Source organism: Yinghuangia sp. YIM S09857 (assembly GCF_051388915.1).
In the GTDB taxonomy this organism is placed as follows: Bacteria; Actinomycetota; Actinomycetes; order Streptomycetales; family Streptomycetaceae; genus Yinghuangia.
Map to the genome: position 1 here is coordinate 302519 of NZ_JBPKBH010000003.1, position 14869 is coordinate 317387.

Consider the following 14869-nt stretch of genomic DNA (forward strand, 5'->3'; position numbering starts at 1 on the left):
GGGATCACGTGACCGGGCTGGAACTCACACCCGCATTCCGACTCGCACCCGTCGTCGCCTCCGCGATCGCCCGGGCCCGGGCACCGAAGCCCGGTGCCCGCACGGTCGACGATGCGGTGCGCGTGGGGCGCCGTACCGTACTGAGACGTCCCCGCGCCGCACTGGACGAGGCCGACGTACGCCGCCTCGCAGACGCCCTGACGGTTCGACTGACCCGCGCCCACGACCAGTTCGCCGAACTCGAACCCGACGAAGGCGCGTACGTTCTCGCGTGTGTCACCGCCGTCCTCGACACCAACCTGACCATGGACGACATCCAGGCCGCCCGCAGCGATCCCGCCCTGTTGCGCGCCCAACTCACCGCCCGCACAACGCTCCCGGCCCGCAACGGCCCACCCCTTCGCGGGGACGGCGCCGACCTCCACGACATCCTGCTGGACGCCTGCTGCGCGCAGCTCGTCGAACACTTCACCGCACGCCCCGAGTTCGTCCCGCGCACGCTCGTCGAGCAGTCGCGCGACCTCGGCGAGGTCCTCCGCCGCCTGCCCGATCTCGACGCCGCCGACCGGGAGTTCGCGGAACGCTACGCGGCCGGGCTCCGGGTCCGCCAGGACAGGACCGAAACGCTCGGGGCGGTGGAGGCCGAGCCCGAGGAGCGGTCGTACCGCCTGACGACCGCGTACGTCAGCCTCGCCGTCGACACCGCGCAGGACCACCGCAGCAAGGCACATGACCACTCCGACGACGCCGATCCCCGCGACCGCCGCCGGACCGCCCACACGATCCATGGCTCTCTGGAATCGGTACTCGCGCGCCACCCCCGCCTGCTCATGGAGGGACCGGCGGGCTCCGGCAAGACGACCCTGCTCAAGCACCTGGCGATCCACATCATCGACGGCGACCTGCCCGTCCAGCTGGACGACTGGCGAGGCCGCGTCCCCTTCATCGTGCGCATCCGCAGCCTGCTGCGCGACGGCGCGCTCCACCTGCCCGGTGTCGCCGACCTGGTCGCCGCCGGCGGTTCCCAGCGCGGCGACGGGCAACCGCCCGGGTGGGCATCCCGCGTCCTGGACGCCGGGGCCGCCGTGGTCCTCGTCGACGGCCTCGACGAACTCCCCCGGCAGCACCACGAAGCCGTGCTGGACTGGCTCTACCAGCTCTGCCACGACTACCCCGACGCCGCCTACCTGCTGACGTCCCGGCCCCGGGTGCTCACCGACGACGGACGGCGCGTCCTGCACGAAGCCGGATTCGGCAGCGCCGAACTCCAGCCCATGAACCGCGCGCAGGTCGCCGAGTTCATCCAGCGCTGGCACCACACCCAAGCCCTGCACACCGAAAACCCGGATGCCCGCCGTGAGTTGGACCTGTGCGGCCAGGACCTCAACGGACTCCTCGACACCCGCCGCGATCTGGCCCGTCTGGCCACCAATCCCCTGCTCTGCGCGCTCATTTGCGTACTGCACCGCAGTGCCGACCGCGCACTCCCCAACGGCCGCACGCCGCTGTACCAGGCCGCCCTGGCCATGATGCTGGGACGCCGCGAACAGGCCCGCGAGGTCCCGGCCGCCGACCACATCCGCCTCAGCGCCACCCAACAGGAGGCCCTGCTCGGTGCGTTGGCCATGTGGATGACCCTCAACGGCCGCCGCTCCATCTCCCGCGAAATGGCATTGCAGCGCGTCGAGGAGGTCCTGCGCCGGTTCCCGCCGCAGCCCGGCCAGACCCCGCACACCCCGGCCGACGTACTGCGAGTTCTGGAGCAGCGCACCGGCCTGCTCCAGCAACCCATGTTGGACGAACTGGAGTTCCGGCACGCGAGCTTCCAGGACTACCTGGCCGCGGGCGAGATGATCGCGGCCGGAAACCTGGACCACCTGCTCCGCCACACCGAGGATCCGCTGTACCACGACGTCCTCATCATGGGCGTAGGCCGCACCCAACACGACCGCGCCCGCCAGCGCTACCTGCTCGACGGCCTCATCACCCGCGCCGACGCCGCGGGCGAAGACGGTGGACGGCTTTGGCTACTGGCCGCCGCCTGCATCGCCGACCTCGACGTCGTCGACCCGGAACCGGCCGAGCGCATCTACGAGGCCACGCGTCAACTGATCCCCCCGGACGACATCATGGACGCCCACATACTCGCCACCGCGGGCGAGTTCGTCCTGGACCTACTCGGCGACGCGACCCGACACGGTGACCTCACCGAGCGCCAGGCAATCGCCACCATCGCGACAGCAGAGGTACTGGCCACCGACAGCGCCATTCCGTTGCTCCGCAGCTTCGTCGGCAGACGCGAAGCCGATGTCCGTCAGGCTCTCGTCTACGCCTGGCTGCGCATCCCGGACGCAGAACGCTTCTTCGTGGAAGTCGTCAGCCAACTCGACTTGGCGGACATCATGGTGGAACTGCCGGACTTCTCCCTGCTGAGCCGCTACGAAGGCTTCTTTACGAGCATCACCGATCTGAGACTCGCAACCGGCACGACGGCTATCCCTGCCGACGACCTGGTGAAACTGCCCAACCTGACCACGCTGATCCTCCCCGGCGCTCGGGTAGACGATGCCTCTCCCCTGGCCGCCTTCACCAACCTGACCGTGCTTCACCTCGACGACACACCGGTTTGCAACGTGTCACCCCTGGCCTCGCTGACCAAGCTGACCGAGCTTCTGCTCAACAACACTCGGGTGCGGGACCTGTCACCCCTGTCAGGCCTGAACCGTCTGTCCCGACTGGTACTCGACGACTCGCAGGTGTCTGATCTTTCGCCCCTGGCGACACTCACCAATCTGTACAGCCTGGACCTCGATCGCACCCGGGTATTCGACCTGTCGCCCCTCGCCGCACTGACCAACCTCACCGCGCTGTACCTCAACGGCACGCCAGTGGCTGACCTGTCCCCACTCGCCGGTATGACCGGCCTCAACACGCTGGATGTCAGCAGTACCCGCGTGACCGACCTGTCCCCTCTGGCCCGCCTGACGGGGCTCACCCAGCTCGAAATCAGCGACACGGCGGTGGCCGATCTGTCCCCCTTGGCCGGCCTATCCAATCTGACCGAGCTGATCCTCTCCAACACTCAGGTGACCGACGTTTCTCCCCTCGCCAACTTGACCAAGCTCACCACACTGGAGCTCCACGGCACCCACATCACCGACATGACACCGCTGGCCCATCTGACCAACCTGACGGTGAGGCGCCGCACCGGATAAACAGACGAGCGCCCGGGCAGCCAGGCCACCCGGGCGCTCCTCCTCGGTACGAGTTGTTCGTTCCTGCCGCTACGCCAACCCGAAAAAATCAGCCGCCGTGCACCCAACCCGTCGCCAGGTGAGCCCACGACTCGTTCTTGTAAATGCCGACATCCGCGACCAGCTTCACCGCACGGTTCTTCCCGTAGCGGTAGACCGGCCCCGCGTAATAGCTGAAGTTCCCGTAATTCGTGGTCCACGTGGAACCCTCGCTGATCAGCTTGATGCCGGTCCAGGTCGGGTAGCCGTAGAAGCGGTTGCGGTCCGCGATGTTCTGCTTGAACGTGTATGCGCAGTTGTAGCCGTTGCCCGGGTTGTACGCCAGCACCGCCTGGCCGAGCTGGAACACGGTGCCACTGATGGACCGGTAGGAAACCGGGTACGTGTCCACCCACTTGTAGCCGCTGCCGCAGATGGCCGTGACGCTGTTCGACGGCGCCGCGTGCGCGCTGCCCGCACCCGCGACGCCGATTCCCGCAGTCAGCGCAACAACCGTGCCCGCGGTCAGGGAACGCCGGAATACCGACTTCATTTCATTCCTCGTCTCTGCGGAGTCCGGGGACGCAAAAAAGAACTCGACTCCGCCGGCGCCACAGTAAGCGGCCCCGAAAAAACCGGTCAATGATCGACCAATGATCACCCCGGAAACGGTGGATTAACTCCACGCCAACAACAGATGCCCCCGCGCATTCCGGATGATGACAAAACCAGCCGCCCCCACAACCCATCGTGATCATGAAAGCCCACCCTCCCGACTCCCAAGCCCTACACCCGCGCCACGCCCCCTCCGCAACAGCCGAATAACGCAACCCCCCGACCCCCACAACTTCTCAACCCGCCACGCACACACCCCCCGAACGTCACCGCAGCGACCACCTGCAAGACCTTGAGGCCGTCTCCTGGAACGACATGGCCGACGCGTTCGACGTCCCCCGCAGGAGAAGGACGAGATCGCACAAAGCCCCGAAGCGATGATTGCCACTGCTCATGCGCATCGCCTCGCCGAGGTACGCAAGCGGCAGCACACCACTCAGGTCTAGCGAGGAAGTCACGGCCCGCCACCTTCCAGGGCGTCGTGAACGTCGACTTCGCCGGTTTCCCCATCCTCAGCCCGCGCAGTCAACTCCGCTTCGATTGCAGACCCGCCGAACGCGCCGGCCACGGGACTCCTCCCCGATGTGGGCGGGGCCTCATGGTTTGCGCGGACCACCAACGTTGGGGCCAGAGTCACGAGTTCGGTGGTCGACGTTCTTCAGTCGCGGTCTTCCCAGTCCGGGGCGAACAAGCGGACCCCGCTGATGACGGCGTCCCCGGCTCTGTCGGCTCGCGCGTGCATGTTGAACTCTCCTGGCCTCGGTCCGCCGTCGCCGTAGACCATCCAGGTCAGGCCGCAATCCTCGGCGCACCGGTGTCGAGCACCCACCGCGCCGGTGTGCTTCCGGCTTCCTCGTCCAGGACATCACCGACAAACCCGTGGTCTCTCCACCAAGTCCCCAGCGCCGCCCACCGTCGATCCACCGAGCTGCCACCCTAGGCGCACCCCCCGGTGGTCTGTCAGAGCGCGGTAGGGCGGTAGGCCAGGGCGGCACGGACGATCTCTTCCGCAGTCGCGTCGCGCAGTTCCGCCGGTGGGTGGAACAGCAAGTCGACAAGACCCGGGTTGGGCACGTTGACCTGGAGGAGCAGCAGGTAATACTCCCAGTCTGGGGCAACGGTCAGGACACGGCGTACAAGCTCTGTGAGTTCCTCATGCGTCACGTCGGGCACCTTCGGCCATGCCGGGCGCGCCGCCCCCACAGCAAACTCTTCAAGATCGGTCGCACGCCAGTAGTTCGCGAATTCGGCGACCGTATACGCGTGCCCGGTCTCGGAGTTGAACGCCGCGACGGCCGCTTCTGCCTCCTCGGCCCCATCACGCGCGATCAAGCCTTCGATCCGTTCAATCTCCGCGCACAGCCGTGCGAGTCGCTCCGCAGGAACAGGAGGGGGCAGCAGTTCGGGGCGCAGTTCCATGCTCCTGAGTATCCGCCCACGCGAAACGCGCCACGCCACGCCGCACACAACCCGTACACGCGCGACGATCCACCCGTGAGCGTCAAACCCACCCACCAGGGCCCGCCCACAAGGCCGGCCCCGACCGCACGCAGCGGCGCTCCTGTCGCGCACGGGATTGGCAGGCTCAGGTCTCAGCTGGATCAGTACGGGCGCGGGATCTTGTGGGCTTCCAAGGCGGCGGAATAGCGCGTCAAGAGTGCGTCGAGGTCTGCCAGGAGCAGGCCGGCGGTTTCGCAAGCTGCGGAAGTGTCGCCTTGGTTGAGGGCCTCCACGACTTCAGCAACTTCGGCACGAAGGACGGAGAGGGAGTCCCCCTGGATCAGGACTCCGGGGAAGCGTCGGCCGGGGAGGCGCACGACGGCGTTGTCGCCGCCGTCCGTGAACAGCTCTGCATCGACATGTTCCATGACGTCATCCGTCTCAACAGAGATGAGGAGCTTGGTTTTCCTGTGCTGCTCTCCCCGTTGCGTGCCTGATGTGGTGGGGAGCAGGGGATGGTGACGGGGAGCTGCCGGGAACCGGCAACAGCGCGGCCCCTGGCCGTTGGTGCTGGTCAGGGGCCGTGTTGTGCCGCTAGGTGCGGAGGGCGTGGGATTCGAACCCACGAACTGGGTCACCCCAGTTAGCGGTTTTCAAGGCCGTGTGATCGACGCTTGCGGCGACGCTCCTTCCGCAGGTCAGAGGCACCTTTCGTGCTCCGTGTCTGATCTTGCGTCTTGTCGTGTCCCTTGCGTGCCTGATCACGGGCCGTGCCCAGATCCTTGGCAATCTCCCCGTCTCGCCCCTCGACGGCCCGAGCGTAGTGCCGTGTGGTGACGCTCGCGTTCGAGTGCCCGAGGCGCTGTGCAGCCGCCATGACCCCGTGCTTGTCGGTCACCCAGGTAGCGTGGGTGGCGCGAAGGTCGTGCGGCGTGACGTCGACCAGGCCCGCGGCCTTGACCGCCTTGTCGAAGTGGGTCGTACGCCAGGCGTTGTAGCGCAGCGGGTTTCCGGTCGCCCCGAGGAACAGCAGGGCTTTCGTCTCCGGCTTCACGTGCTCGTCGAGGTGGAGCTTGAGCGCGTCGATGAGGAAGGTCGGCAGGGCGACGACGCGCCGTTGGTGGTTCTTGGTCGTGTCGAATTCCTGTACGCCTCCCCACTCGCCCAACGACTCGTCGACGGTCAGCCGACCGTTCGTGAGATCGACGTCTGCACGACGCAGGGCAAAGGCTTCACCGATCCGGAGGCCGCCGTATGCCAGCAGCTCGACAATGAGGCCGTGCGGGGCCCGCATCACCGATGCCAGGCGGTCTACCTCGTCAAGCGTCAGGATGTGCGGTTCCGTGTGCGGCATCGCTGGCAGGCGGATCCCTCGACACGGCGTGACCGCGATCAGGTCGTTGTCGACGGCGGATCGCATGATCTGGGACAGCAGTCGGTACGCCTGCCGGATGCGGGACGGGCTCAGTCCGGACCGCCGCATGCGCGCCACCCACTCGGCGACCATCATCGGCTTCACATCGGCGACGGTCATTTCTCCGAACGCCGGGAAGATCCGGGACCGCATCAGCGATTCGTAGCTTGTCCGCGTCCGGAACTTCAGTCCGGGCGCCGCCGACTCGTACCAGCGCTCTGCCCACGCCTGGACTGTCTGCTTGCCCGCGTCCGGATCGGTCCAGCGCCCTTCCAGAATCTCGGCTTCCCTCGCGACCAGCCACCGGTTCGCGTCGGTCTCGGTCCGGAAGGTCTCCGGCGCCGGACGCAGGATGCCGTCAGGCCCGAGGTACCGCACTTGGTAGCGACCCGAAGGCAGCTTGCGGACACGGCCGAAGCGACGCTTCTTCTTCGCCATCAGCTCACCGCCAGCAGGGATCGACGCACCGGGATCGCCGGGACGAGCGCCGCCGCGATGTAGTCATCAAGGGCCCGCTCGGCGATGCGGACGTGCCGACCGATCTTGATGAACTCGATGCGCCGTTCCTCGATCAACCGCCGTACGAACCGCTCACCGACGTTGAGTCGTTCCGAGACCTGCGGGACCGTCAGCAACGGCCCCACCACCTTCGCCTTCGCAGTCATGCCGCTCTCCCCCGAGTTGCCGAATTGTCGAGTGGTCCGTCTGCGGCTGCTTTGGCCGCGTCGAGTGCGGTACGCCAGCGCACGCGTTCGGCGACCGCTCGTAAGAGGCGATGCGAGATCGAGGGGACGTCCGGATCGGACGGTCGTGCGTGTTCCCAGACGTAGCGGTCCGCGTCGTCACCGCGGTCGGCCATCTCGCCGACCAGGTCAAGAACCCACGCCCGCCGCTCGTGCTTGTGATCCGCGAGCGTCTTGCCGGACCACTTCCGCGAGACGAGCACGCGCCGACCGCCGTAGCCGAGATGAGTCCGGCGATGCGCCTTCGCCTTGCAGTGGCCGGCCCGCATGCCGTCGCGCGCGTTCTTGGGTTGCACGCCATAACGCAGCCAGTTCGCGCAGCTCGGCGAGCACGGCTCGTTTCGGAGCACATCCGTCAGCCGGTCCACATGCGCACGTTCGGCATCGCTCTGCGGTTCGTGGCACTCATGCGCCGACTTGTTGAGGTACTTCGCCAGGTAGCCGATGCACCGCCGCGCGTCCGCGGAGCCGACGAGGACGCCCTTCGCGTCGACCTGGACCCCGAACCGCGCCACGTGCACCGGCGAGGCCAGCTCATCCGCGCCGAGGTCATCGAGTGCTTCGTCCCACGTCGGCAGCGCCGTACTGGTGCTCGGGTCGGTGTACGTCTCGCGTTCCCCGTCCCAGACCGGGGCCGCGTCGTCGTAGACGGGTTCGTCGCAGGGTGGCCACCACACCTGGTGGTACGTCGCCGCCGCGACCTGCCGCAGCTCATCCCGCGAAACTGTCCCCCGGATCGCCAGGTGGACGTGCGGCGCGAGCCGCCGTTGCGGTTCAACCGCGGCGAAGTACTGCACATCGAAGCCGACGAACCGGCGCAGGTTCTGCACGAACCGGTCGACCAGCTTCGAGAAGTGCAGCGCGTCCCGCGCCGCCTGCCGGTAGTCGTACTTCGCCGCGTCGACCGGAGTCCCGTCCGACCGCACCCGCCCGTACGACGGCAAGGTCAAGGTCACGAACAGCGAGGGGCGGAAGGTCTTCCCGTCCGACGCGCTGTACGCCTTGCCGACCGTCCGAGCGTCGACCGGACGTCGAGGCAGATCGGCCGCATCCTGACGCCGACGCGTCGACCGCACCCGCCGAGACGCCTTGTCCGGATCGACCTTCCCGCGCACACCCGCGCCTTCGATCTCCTCATCGACCGCGACCAGGTCCGCAGCGAGCTGTTCGCGCTCGGCTCCGCCGGCCACGTCATGCGCCGCCGTGATGTCGGCGCGGATCTCCGCGAGCCACGTTTGCGTCTGGGTCGGTTCGTCCGCGGCGAGGTCCGGTTCCTCGGTCAGATGCCAGCCCTCACGGCACTGCGCCATCCGAAGCTGCCGCTTCCGCTCCGCACACGACGGGCACGCGCTTGCCAACGTCGCCCCGCACGGCACGTCCACGATCTCAACCTGACCCGTGACGACGTCCGTGCGCCGCAACGCCACCGGCCGGATGCACACGCCGTGTTCGAGGGCAGCGGCCCGCACGACCTCCTTGGCGAAGGGCATGCGGGCCCGCTCCACCCGCGATAGCTGCGCATTCATCGCGGGCCTCCGAGGGGCAGGTGCGCCCACACCGAGACCCGGTGACCGTGCACAGTCCCGTGCACCTCGCGGTGCTCGTGCGGACCGACGTAGTACCCGTCCGACTCGTACGACGTCACCGACGGCTCATCCAGCGCCAACGCCCACCGCTCCAGATCGGTCACGTCGGCACCGGGCAACTGCCCCTTGATCGACCACCGCTCGTTCACGTGCGACCAGTCGACGTGCAGCCCGACCAGCACCGGCAGTTCCGGACGCGCCGCGACGAAGTCCGCGAAGCACCGCAGCACCGCCGCGCACCGCGCCATGTCCTCCACCGACGGCCCACTCATGCCGCACCGCCGGCCGGGAAGTCCCGCACCATCGCGGCGATATCGGCATCGGAGACGTACGCCGCCCGCACCCGAACCGGTTCGGGCTGTGTCTCACGCTTCACGTAGCCGACGCCTGCGCCGACCTCAGGAACCGGGGAGATCAGGTCCGCCGTGGCACCGCGGTCCCGCGCGCCGGTCCCCAACACCATGTCGACCTGTGTGGGTTCGTCCAGCCGGAGCGCGATCCTGTCGGGGAACAGGTTGCGGAGGTTCATGACCTCCTTGCGGGGATCCTGGAGCGCGCCCAGGACGCAGAATCCGACCGACCGGCCCTGACTGGTCAGGGTGGCTATCGCCGCGTCCGCCCGCTTCCGCAGCTCCCGATCCGGCTGGTACGCAGTCAGGAACGCCAGCTCATCGACGATGACGACGACGAACGGGCAGTCCGGTGACGGCTCGTGCTTCCGGACGACACCCGCGAACCGATCCGCCCGCGCGGACATCTCGCGCACCGCGTCTTCCAGCATCTCGACCATCTCGGTCGGGTCGCTGGAGTAGCGCTGAAACAGCGCGCGGCCGAACGAGAGTTCCATCCGCTTCGGGTCGAGCGCCCACAGCTCAACCAGACCGGCCCGAGCGGCAGGCAGCAGCCCACGGGTCACGCCCCAGAGGACCGAGCCCTTGCCGGCTCCGGTGACGCCCGCGACCAGGACGTGAGTCCCGTGCAGGCGCAGCACCCACGGCGACCCGTCGTCGCACCGGCCCAGCTCCACCGAGGAGAAGTTCGGCGCCCACGGATCCTGCGCAGGTACCGGCAGCGCCTTGACCGGACGTACGGCACTCGTCTTCGGTCGGTTCGCCAATCCCGGCATGCCCATCTCGGCCGGTCCGAACGGCTTGTCCAAGGGGTCCGTGAGCCACGCCCGCAGCTCCACGACCCCGCGTGTGGGCGACGTCGCGTCGACCCGGAACACCTTCCACGCGTGCGCGATGCCGTCCGTGTGGTCACCAATGTTCGCGGGAGTCTGGCCGGGCAACAGCCGTACCCGCACCAGGTAGCCGCCGGGCACCTGCTTGACCTTGATGATGCTGGGCCAGGCGTACGAGAACTCTTCGTTGAGCCGCTTGATCGGGTCCTGCTGCCACAGCCCGAGCGCCTTGGTCAGCTTCGGCCAGCCGCGCCGCACCCGTGCGGAGAACGAGAACAGCCACCACCGCGCCACCAGCAGCACGATGAGGATGAACGCCCACGTCGCCAGGGTTGGACCGACCGCCAACTCAGCGAGCGGGTAGACCAGGAACACCACCGCCGCGACGAACGCGGCCCCGCGCCATCCAAGACGCTGGAACGTTGCCATGATTGGGAACACCCCTTCAAAGGATCGTCAGGTCTCTTGATCGGGAGCGGTCCCAGTGCCCAGACCCGCCAAAGTCACGGGGCACTGGGACCGCACAGCAACTCGCCTACGCTCAGGCGGCCTTCGTCGCCTTGGGCCCCATCGGGGCACGCAGGCCCGTGGCCTTGAACGAGTACGCCAACCGGCCCGCGCCGTTCACCCACGGCGTCACCGTCAGCCCGTCGAACTCCACCGGGCGGAACGGCAGTCCGGGCAACTCGTCCGGCAGGACCGGGATCACGGACGCCGGGATCTTGACCTTCGCCGAGGTGTCCCGCGCGTCGGGGTCCGGGTCGGACACCGTCACGGCCCACATCGGCAGGCCCGTCGCCTTGTCGCGCGCCTGGACCTGCTGCCCGCCCTTCGACGCCTCGAAGTCGTTGACCGGCTCGACCTTCGTCGCGAACGCCCCACGCGGGAACACGTCGCCGAACGCCACCGGAATCGCACCCTTGATCGCCACGATCAATCTCCTCTGAGTACCCCCCTAGACACGGCCAGCGGAGGCCGACCCCGAGATGTCTAGGGGGGTTGACGATTACAGTAAGCGATGCCCAGGCGAACTGTCTAGGGGGGTATTCAGATCAGGCGGACTCGACGTCGAGGCGGCACATCATGACCGTCGCGTCGTCCTCCGCCTTGGCCCGCGGCCAGCGCTCCCCCTGGGGATCGTCGGCTTCAGCCGCTCGCACACGGCGGGTGAGTTCCGCCGGCCCGGCGTCGCCAACGAGCGCAACCAACTCCGACCACGAGGCCAGGCCGAAGGTGTCCACCAGTCGACTGGCCCCGTCACTCAGCAGCAGAACCGACCGCAGCCCCTCGACGGGAACGACGCCCGTCAATGCCTGAGCAGCGGCTTTCGGATCAACGCTGGCAACCCAGAACCCACCTTGCTGGTTGCGGTACTTCGCGGTTTCCGCCACTGCCTGCCGCAGGGTCGTCGCGTGTTCTTCGGTGCCAAGCCGCAGACTGTCCAGCTTGCTGGGCGGCCTCGAACGCTTCAGCACGTCGAGCCGGTCATCGGTCACCACGAGCGGGTCACCGGGGCCATCAAGCACCAACACCGAGTCCGACAGGACCAGGTACTCAAGTTCGGGCCCACGTCGCCGGATGGCCACGACCGTCGCCGATGGCGTCAACGGGTTCTCCAGATCGCACGTATCCGCGTGCAGATCGGCCACTTCATCGATCGTTGTCGCGAGGCATTCTGCAAGCGACCCGTTGCGACCGGCGTCGATCTCCGCAAGGAGGGTTGAGCCCAGCGTCCGCGCGAACCAGGCCACACCGTGAATGCATCCGGTGTCCAATCCGGCCGGTGTCCCCGCGCCGTCCAAGAGCACCGCCGCATACTGCGTGTATGCGGCGAAGTCCTCATTGGCCTTGTGGTGTGCCGCTGTTGCGGTTGCCGTGCGGACGAGCATCCCCAGTCAGGACCCGTCGTGCAGGTAGAGCGGAGTCAGGAGTTCCACATTCCGCGGCTCGTGCGTGTCCGGGTCGAACTCGACACCCACCAGCGTCGAGAAGCCCTTTGTGCCGACCCGGCCGAACAGCTGCGCCAGGTCATTCGCGAGTAGGTGCACCACACCCAGCGAACCCGGCGTGTGGATCCCCGCGATCGTCAGCACCAGGCCCTCACCGTCCGGCCGAGGCAGACGCCCGAGATAGCCCACGTCCTGCGAGCGAGCCGGATCTTCATCCATACCCGAGCGGTGGACGACACCGGTCCGCGTGTCCCGCAGCGCCCAGGGCTCATCGCCCTGCTTTTCCCACCGCAGGATGGGATCCCGGCCATAGGTGGCTTCCATGTCCTCAGACATCCGTGGACCGCACACAGCGATGAGGCCATCGCGGTTCAGGTCCAGATCGCCACTCACAGGGACATGCTCGGAGGTGACGTCCAGGCCAAGGGAACGGGCGAGATCCTCCAGCCGCTTCCCCGAGGTGACGTCGTCGACCGCGACGACGGTCCGAGCGCCCGGTGCGTCCTGCCTTAGTGGCGTAGCGACGATGACGCCGCCGATCCCAAGGAAGGCCCCTTCAGGCGCCGGCCCCGACTGGCGAATCTGGTGGATCCGCCCGCGGCTCAGCCCGGCAGCCTCCGCGATCTGCGCGTACGACATGCCCTTTGCATGCAGATCCTGGACCACTCCCCTGCGCAACCGAGCCAGCTCGGTAACCTCACGCTGGGCATCCGCAAGCCGCCCCGTCACAACCCGCAGAAGCTCGAATGGGTCGTCGATCGCCCGGATGTGCTCTAGGTCGACAGACACCGAATCCTCCGCTCCCGTCTCGATCAGACTTACGCAGTCTAGACCTCTAGACGAAACGGGCGGAACTGTCTGGCCAGTCAGCGCGTCGACCACGATGTATCCCTGCCGCCGTCTCGGCACTCCCCGCGGACTCATCCAGCCTGCTCACATGAGTGGGCTGAATCAGCGCTCGTCACTGCTCATCCCGTGGGAACTCGGCCCAGACGATGCAGTCCCCAATCAGGTCCGCGACACCCCAGTCCCTCGACAACGCCGCGACAAGGAACAGGCCGCGCCCGCTCATACCCGTGCGTTCCTTGGCGTCGACGAACACGAAGGGCCGCTGAAATGAGCCCGAGTCCCGGACGCTGATACGGACGCGATCCGCCCCGATCTCCACCGTCACGTCGAACCTGCCACCGTCGCCACTGGCCGTGTGCTGGACCGCGTTTGTCGCCAACTCACTGACCACGAGGCGGGCATCGTCCACGCAGGGCCATCCGGCCAGCAGCGCTCCAACGAAGTGACGCGCTTCGCCAACCGACTCAGGCTCCCCGGGGAAGCTCAGTCCCCACACCACTCGGCGCATGCCTCATCCACACCCTCCGTCTAGAGGTCTAGACGCCACCGGAGGGCCGAGGCTATGCCTCATCCATGCGCTTCGTCCAGGGGCCTAGACACCGTCGAAGGATCGAGGTTATTCCCCACGGAACATCACCACAAGGAATACGAGGAATATCAGTCGTTCCAGCTACTCGGCGGGAAGACCCTCCACGTCCCGCGCCACCTGCGCCAGCAGCTCTGCCGCGCCCTCACCGAACACCGCGGCTTCGCGGTACTGCGTGAACAGCCTCCGGTACCAGTCGATTTGGGCAGCATCCGTGACCTGGTGTTCTTCGCTGAACGTCTCCAACACGACGGAGCGATCGTCGTACCCCGTGAACCCCTGCCGAGGCGGGACCGCCAACGATGCCGTCCACGGGATGACACCGACGTGTACCGCATCAAGCGACCCGACCAGCGCCAGTCGATCCAACTGGGCCCGCATCACCGAGGCCCCACCGCTCCACGTCCGCAACGCACCTTCGGTCACCACGAACACGAACGCCCGGTCATCCCCGTACAACGCGCTTTGCCGCTCGACCCGCGCAGCCACGACCCGTGCCGCGTCGTCGTCTGACACATGCCACGCCGTGGCCATCACCCGCCGCGCGTACTCCGCCGTCTGCACCAGAGGCGGCATCATCGAGCACTGGAACGACCACACTTCCCGGGCATCGCGCAGCGGGTCGTCGTCTCCCACAAACCACCGCGCCCCGCGCCGCCGAGGGCCCATCTCCAACTGAGCCTGCGCCAACTCCGCCAGCAACTCGGCACGGCCTCCCGCGTCCAGTCCCAGGGCATCGGCGATCCGCGTCAAGACGTCGGGACTCGCCACCATCCGACCCGTCTCGATCTTCGACACCGCCGGTTGGCCAACCTCAGCCCGAGCAGCCAACTCCGCTCCGGTCAGCCCGGCGTCAATACGCAGACCACGAACCCGCGCCCCCAGGGCCCGCAACCGCTCCCGACGCTCATCACCCATGCCGGACGTTCTACCAGCCGAGTCCGCCCATCAGCCTCAGCTCACCACGAACGCTCAGACCAGAACACCGATGCCGGTCCGTGGACGCGTACCGCGCCGATCGACCTTCGGTCGATCCGGGGGAAGTTCCGTCCTTCCCCCGACCCCCCTACGCGGTCCGTGACGACGCCTGCCACTCACCATGCGTTCCCGACTTGGGTGCCCCCGGTCGCGGCCTGAGTGCCACTCACCGACGCGTGACGCAGTCTCGGACGGATCAACTGCCGAATTAATCTCTACTGGATCAAGGGCGCGCCGCAAGCGGCGCGCCTCCGACCGGTGGGGGGGGGGGGGGGGGGGGGGGGGGGGGGGGG

Annotated in this window: 14 protein-coding genes; 1 reads left to right on the forward strand and 13 read right to left on the reverse strand. The window is 67.7% G+C overall.

Features of this window, described 5'->3' with window-relative positions:
- Positions 1 to 8 precede the first annotated feature (8 nt).
- Positions 9 to 3215 carry an NACHT domain-containing protein gene (locus ACRX5S_RS07310; RefSeq protein WP_436771947.1) on the forward strand — a complete coding sequence of 1069 codons (3207 nt, stop codon included), beginning with the start codon at positions 9 to 11 and terminating at the stop codon, positions 3213 to 3215.
- 88 nt (positions 3216 to 3303) lie between these two features.
- Here the strand turns inward: ACRX5S_RS07310 and ACRX5S_RS07315 are convergent, their stop codons facing one another.
- The 13 genes from ACRX5S_RS07315 to ACRX5S_RS07375 form a co-directional block, all read right to left on the reverse strand.
- On the reverse strand, positions 3304 to 3786 hold the full coding sequence (locus ACRX5S_RS07315; RefSeq protein WP_436771948.1) for a hypothetical protein: 483 nt from the start codon (positions 3784 to 3786) through the stop codon (positions 3304 to 3306).
- Between the two features lie 1022 nt (positions 3787 to 4808).
- The gene (locus ACRX5S_RS07320; protein WP_436771949.1) at positions 4809 to 5267 is read right to left on the reverse strand and encodes a hypothetical protein; all 459 of its coding nucleotides are present in this window, start codon (positions 5265 to 5267) and stop codon (positions 4809 to 4811) included.
- 182 nt (positions 5268 to 5449) lie between these two features.
- Positions 5450 to 5716, reverse strand: coding sequence for a DUF6959 family protein (locus tag ACRX5S_RS07325; protein WP_436771950.1), 267 nt, complete (start codon positions 5714 to 5716; stop codon positions 5450 to 5452).
- Between the two features lie 215 nt (positions 5717 to 5931).
- Complete coding sequence (locus ACRX5S_RS07330) at positions 5932 to 7140, reverse strand: tyrosine-type recombinase/integrase (protein WP_436771951.1); 1209 nt, start codon at positions 7138 to 7140, stop codon at positions 5932 to 5934.
- The gene (locus tag ACRX5S_RS07335; protein ID WP_436771952.1) at positions 7140 to 7367 is read right to left on the reverse strand and encodes an excisionase family DNA-binding protein; all 228 of its coding nucleotides are present in this window, start codon (positions 7365 to 7367) and stop codon (positions 7140 to 7142) included. Before ACRX5S_RS07335 ends, ACRX5S_RS07330 begins: the two co-directional genes overlap by 1 nt.
- On the reverse strand, positions 7364 to 8935 hold the full coding sequence (locus ACRX5S_RS07340) for a replication initiator (RefSeq protein WP_436771953.1): 1572 nt from the start codon (positions 8933 to 8935) through the stop codon (positions 7364 to 7366). The genes ACRX5S_RS07335 and ACRX5S_RS07340 overlap by 4 nt, the downstream gene beginning before the upstream one ends.
- Before the next feature lie 32 nt (positions 8936 to 8967).
- Positions 8968 to 9303: a hypothetical protein gene (locus tag ACRX5S_RS07345; protein WP_436771954.1), complete on the reverse strand. Its 336-nt coding sequence runs from the start codon at positions 9301 to 9303 to the stop codon at positions 8968 to 8970.
- Positions 9300 to 10643, reverse strand: coding sequence for an FtsK/SpoIIIE domain-containing protein (locus ACRX5S_RS07350; protein ID WP_436771955.1), 1344 nt, complete (start codon positions 10641 to 10643; stop codon positions 9300 to 9302). Before ACRX5S_RS07350 ends, ACRX5S_RS07345 begins: the two co-directional genes overlap by 4 nt.
- A 112-nt stretch (positions 10644 to 10755) precedes the next feature.
- Positions 10756 to 11145: a plasmid replication, integration and excision activator gene (locus tag ACRX5S_RS07355; protein WP_436771956.1), complete on the reverse strand. Its 390-nt coding sequence runs from the start codon at positions 11143 to 11145 to the stop codon at positions 10756 to 10758.
- Between the two features lie 121 nt (positions 11146 to 11266).
- The gene (locus tag ACRX5S_RS07360; protein ID WP_436771957.1) at positions 11267 to 12103 is read right to left on the reverse strand and encodes an integrase; all 837 of its coding nucleotides are present in this window, start codon (positions 12101 to 12103) and stop codon (positions 11267 to 11269) included.
- Positions 12104 to 12109: 6 nt separating this feature from the next.
- Positions 12110 to 12952 carry a sigma-70 family RNA polymerase sigma factor gene (locus tag ACRX5S_RS07365; protein WP_436772236.1) on the reverse strand — a complete coding sequence of 281 codons (843 nt, stop codon included), beginning with the start codon at positions 12950 to 12952 and terminating at the stop codon, positions 12110 to 12112.
- 172 nt (positions 12953 to 13124) lie between these two features.
- Positions 13125 to 13520, reverse strand: a complete 396-nt coding sequence (locus ACRX5S_RS07370) for an ATP-binding protein (protein ID WP_436771958.1) — start codon at positions 13518 to 13520, stop codon at positions 13125 to 13127.
- A gap of 162 nt (positions 13521 to 13682) precedes the next feature.
- Complete coding sequence (locus tag ACRX5S_RS07375) at positions 13683 to 14516, reverse strand: helix-turn-helix domain-containing protein (RefSeq protein WP_436771959.1); 834 nt, start codon at positions 14514 to 14516, stop codon at positions 13683 to 13685.
- Positions 14517 to 14869: the final 353 nt, after the last annotated feature.

What these genes read in the sequence shown, in the direction of transcription:
- ACRX5S_RS07335 (WP_436771952.1), bottom strand. Translation starts at nt 7,367, where the DNA reads ATGACTGCGAAGGCGAAGGTGGTGGGGCCGTTGCTGACGGTCCCGCAG.
- ACRX5S_RS07375 (WP_436771959.1), bottom strand. Translation starts at nt 14,516, where the DNA reads ATGGGTGATGAGCGTCGGGAGCGGTTGCGGGCCCTGGGGGCGCGGGTT.
- ACRX5S_RS07360 (WP_436771957.1), bottom strand. Translation starts at nt 12,103, where the DNA reads ATGCTCGTCCGCACGGCAACCGCAACAGCGGCACACCACAAGGCCAAT.
- ACRX5S_RS07325 (WP_436771950.1), bottom strand. Translation starts at nt 5,716, where the DNA reads ATGGAACATGTCGATGCAGAGCTGTTCACGGACGGCGGCGACAACGCC.
- ACRX5S_RS07370 (WP_436771958.1), bottom strand. Translation starts at nt 13,520, where the DNA reads ATGCGCCGAGTGGTGTGGGGACTGAGCTTCCCCGGGGAGCCTGAGTCG.
- ACRX5S_RS07330 (WP_436771951.1), bottom strand. Translation starts at nt 7,140, where the DNA reads ATGGCGAAGAAGAAGCGTCGCTTCGGCCGTGTCCGCAAGCTGCCTTCG.
- ACRX5S_RS07345 (WP_436771954.1), bottom strand. Translation starts at nt 9,303, where the DNA reads ATGAGTGGGCCGTCGGTGGAGGACATGGCGCGGTGCGCGGCGGTGCTG.
- ACRX5S_RS07350 (WP_436771955.1), bottom strand. Translation starts at nt 10,643, where the DNA reads ATGGCAACGTTCCAGCGTCTTGGATGGCGCGGGGCCGCGTTCGTCGCG.
- ACRX5S_RS07315 (WP_436771948.1), bottom strand. Translation starts at nt 3,786, where the DNA reads ATGAAGTCGGTATTCCGGCGTTCCCTGACCGCGGGCACGGTTGTTGCG.
- ACRX5S_RS07340 (WP_436771953.1), bottom strand. Translation starts at nt 8,935, where the DNA reads ATGCCCTTCGCCAAGGAGGTCGTGCGGGCCGCTGCCCTCGAACACGGC.
- ACRX5S_RS07320 (WP_436771949.1), bottom strand. Translation starts at nt 5,267, where the DNA reads ATGGAACTGCGCCCCGAACTGCTGCCCCCTCCTGTTCCTGCGGAGCGA.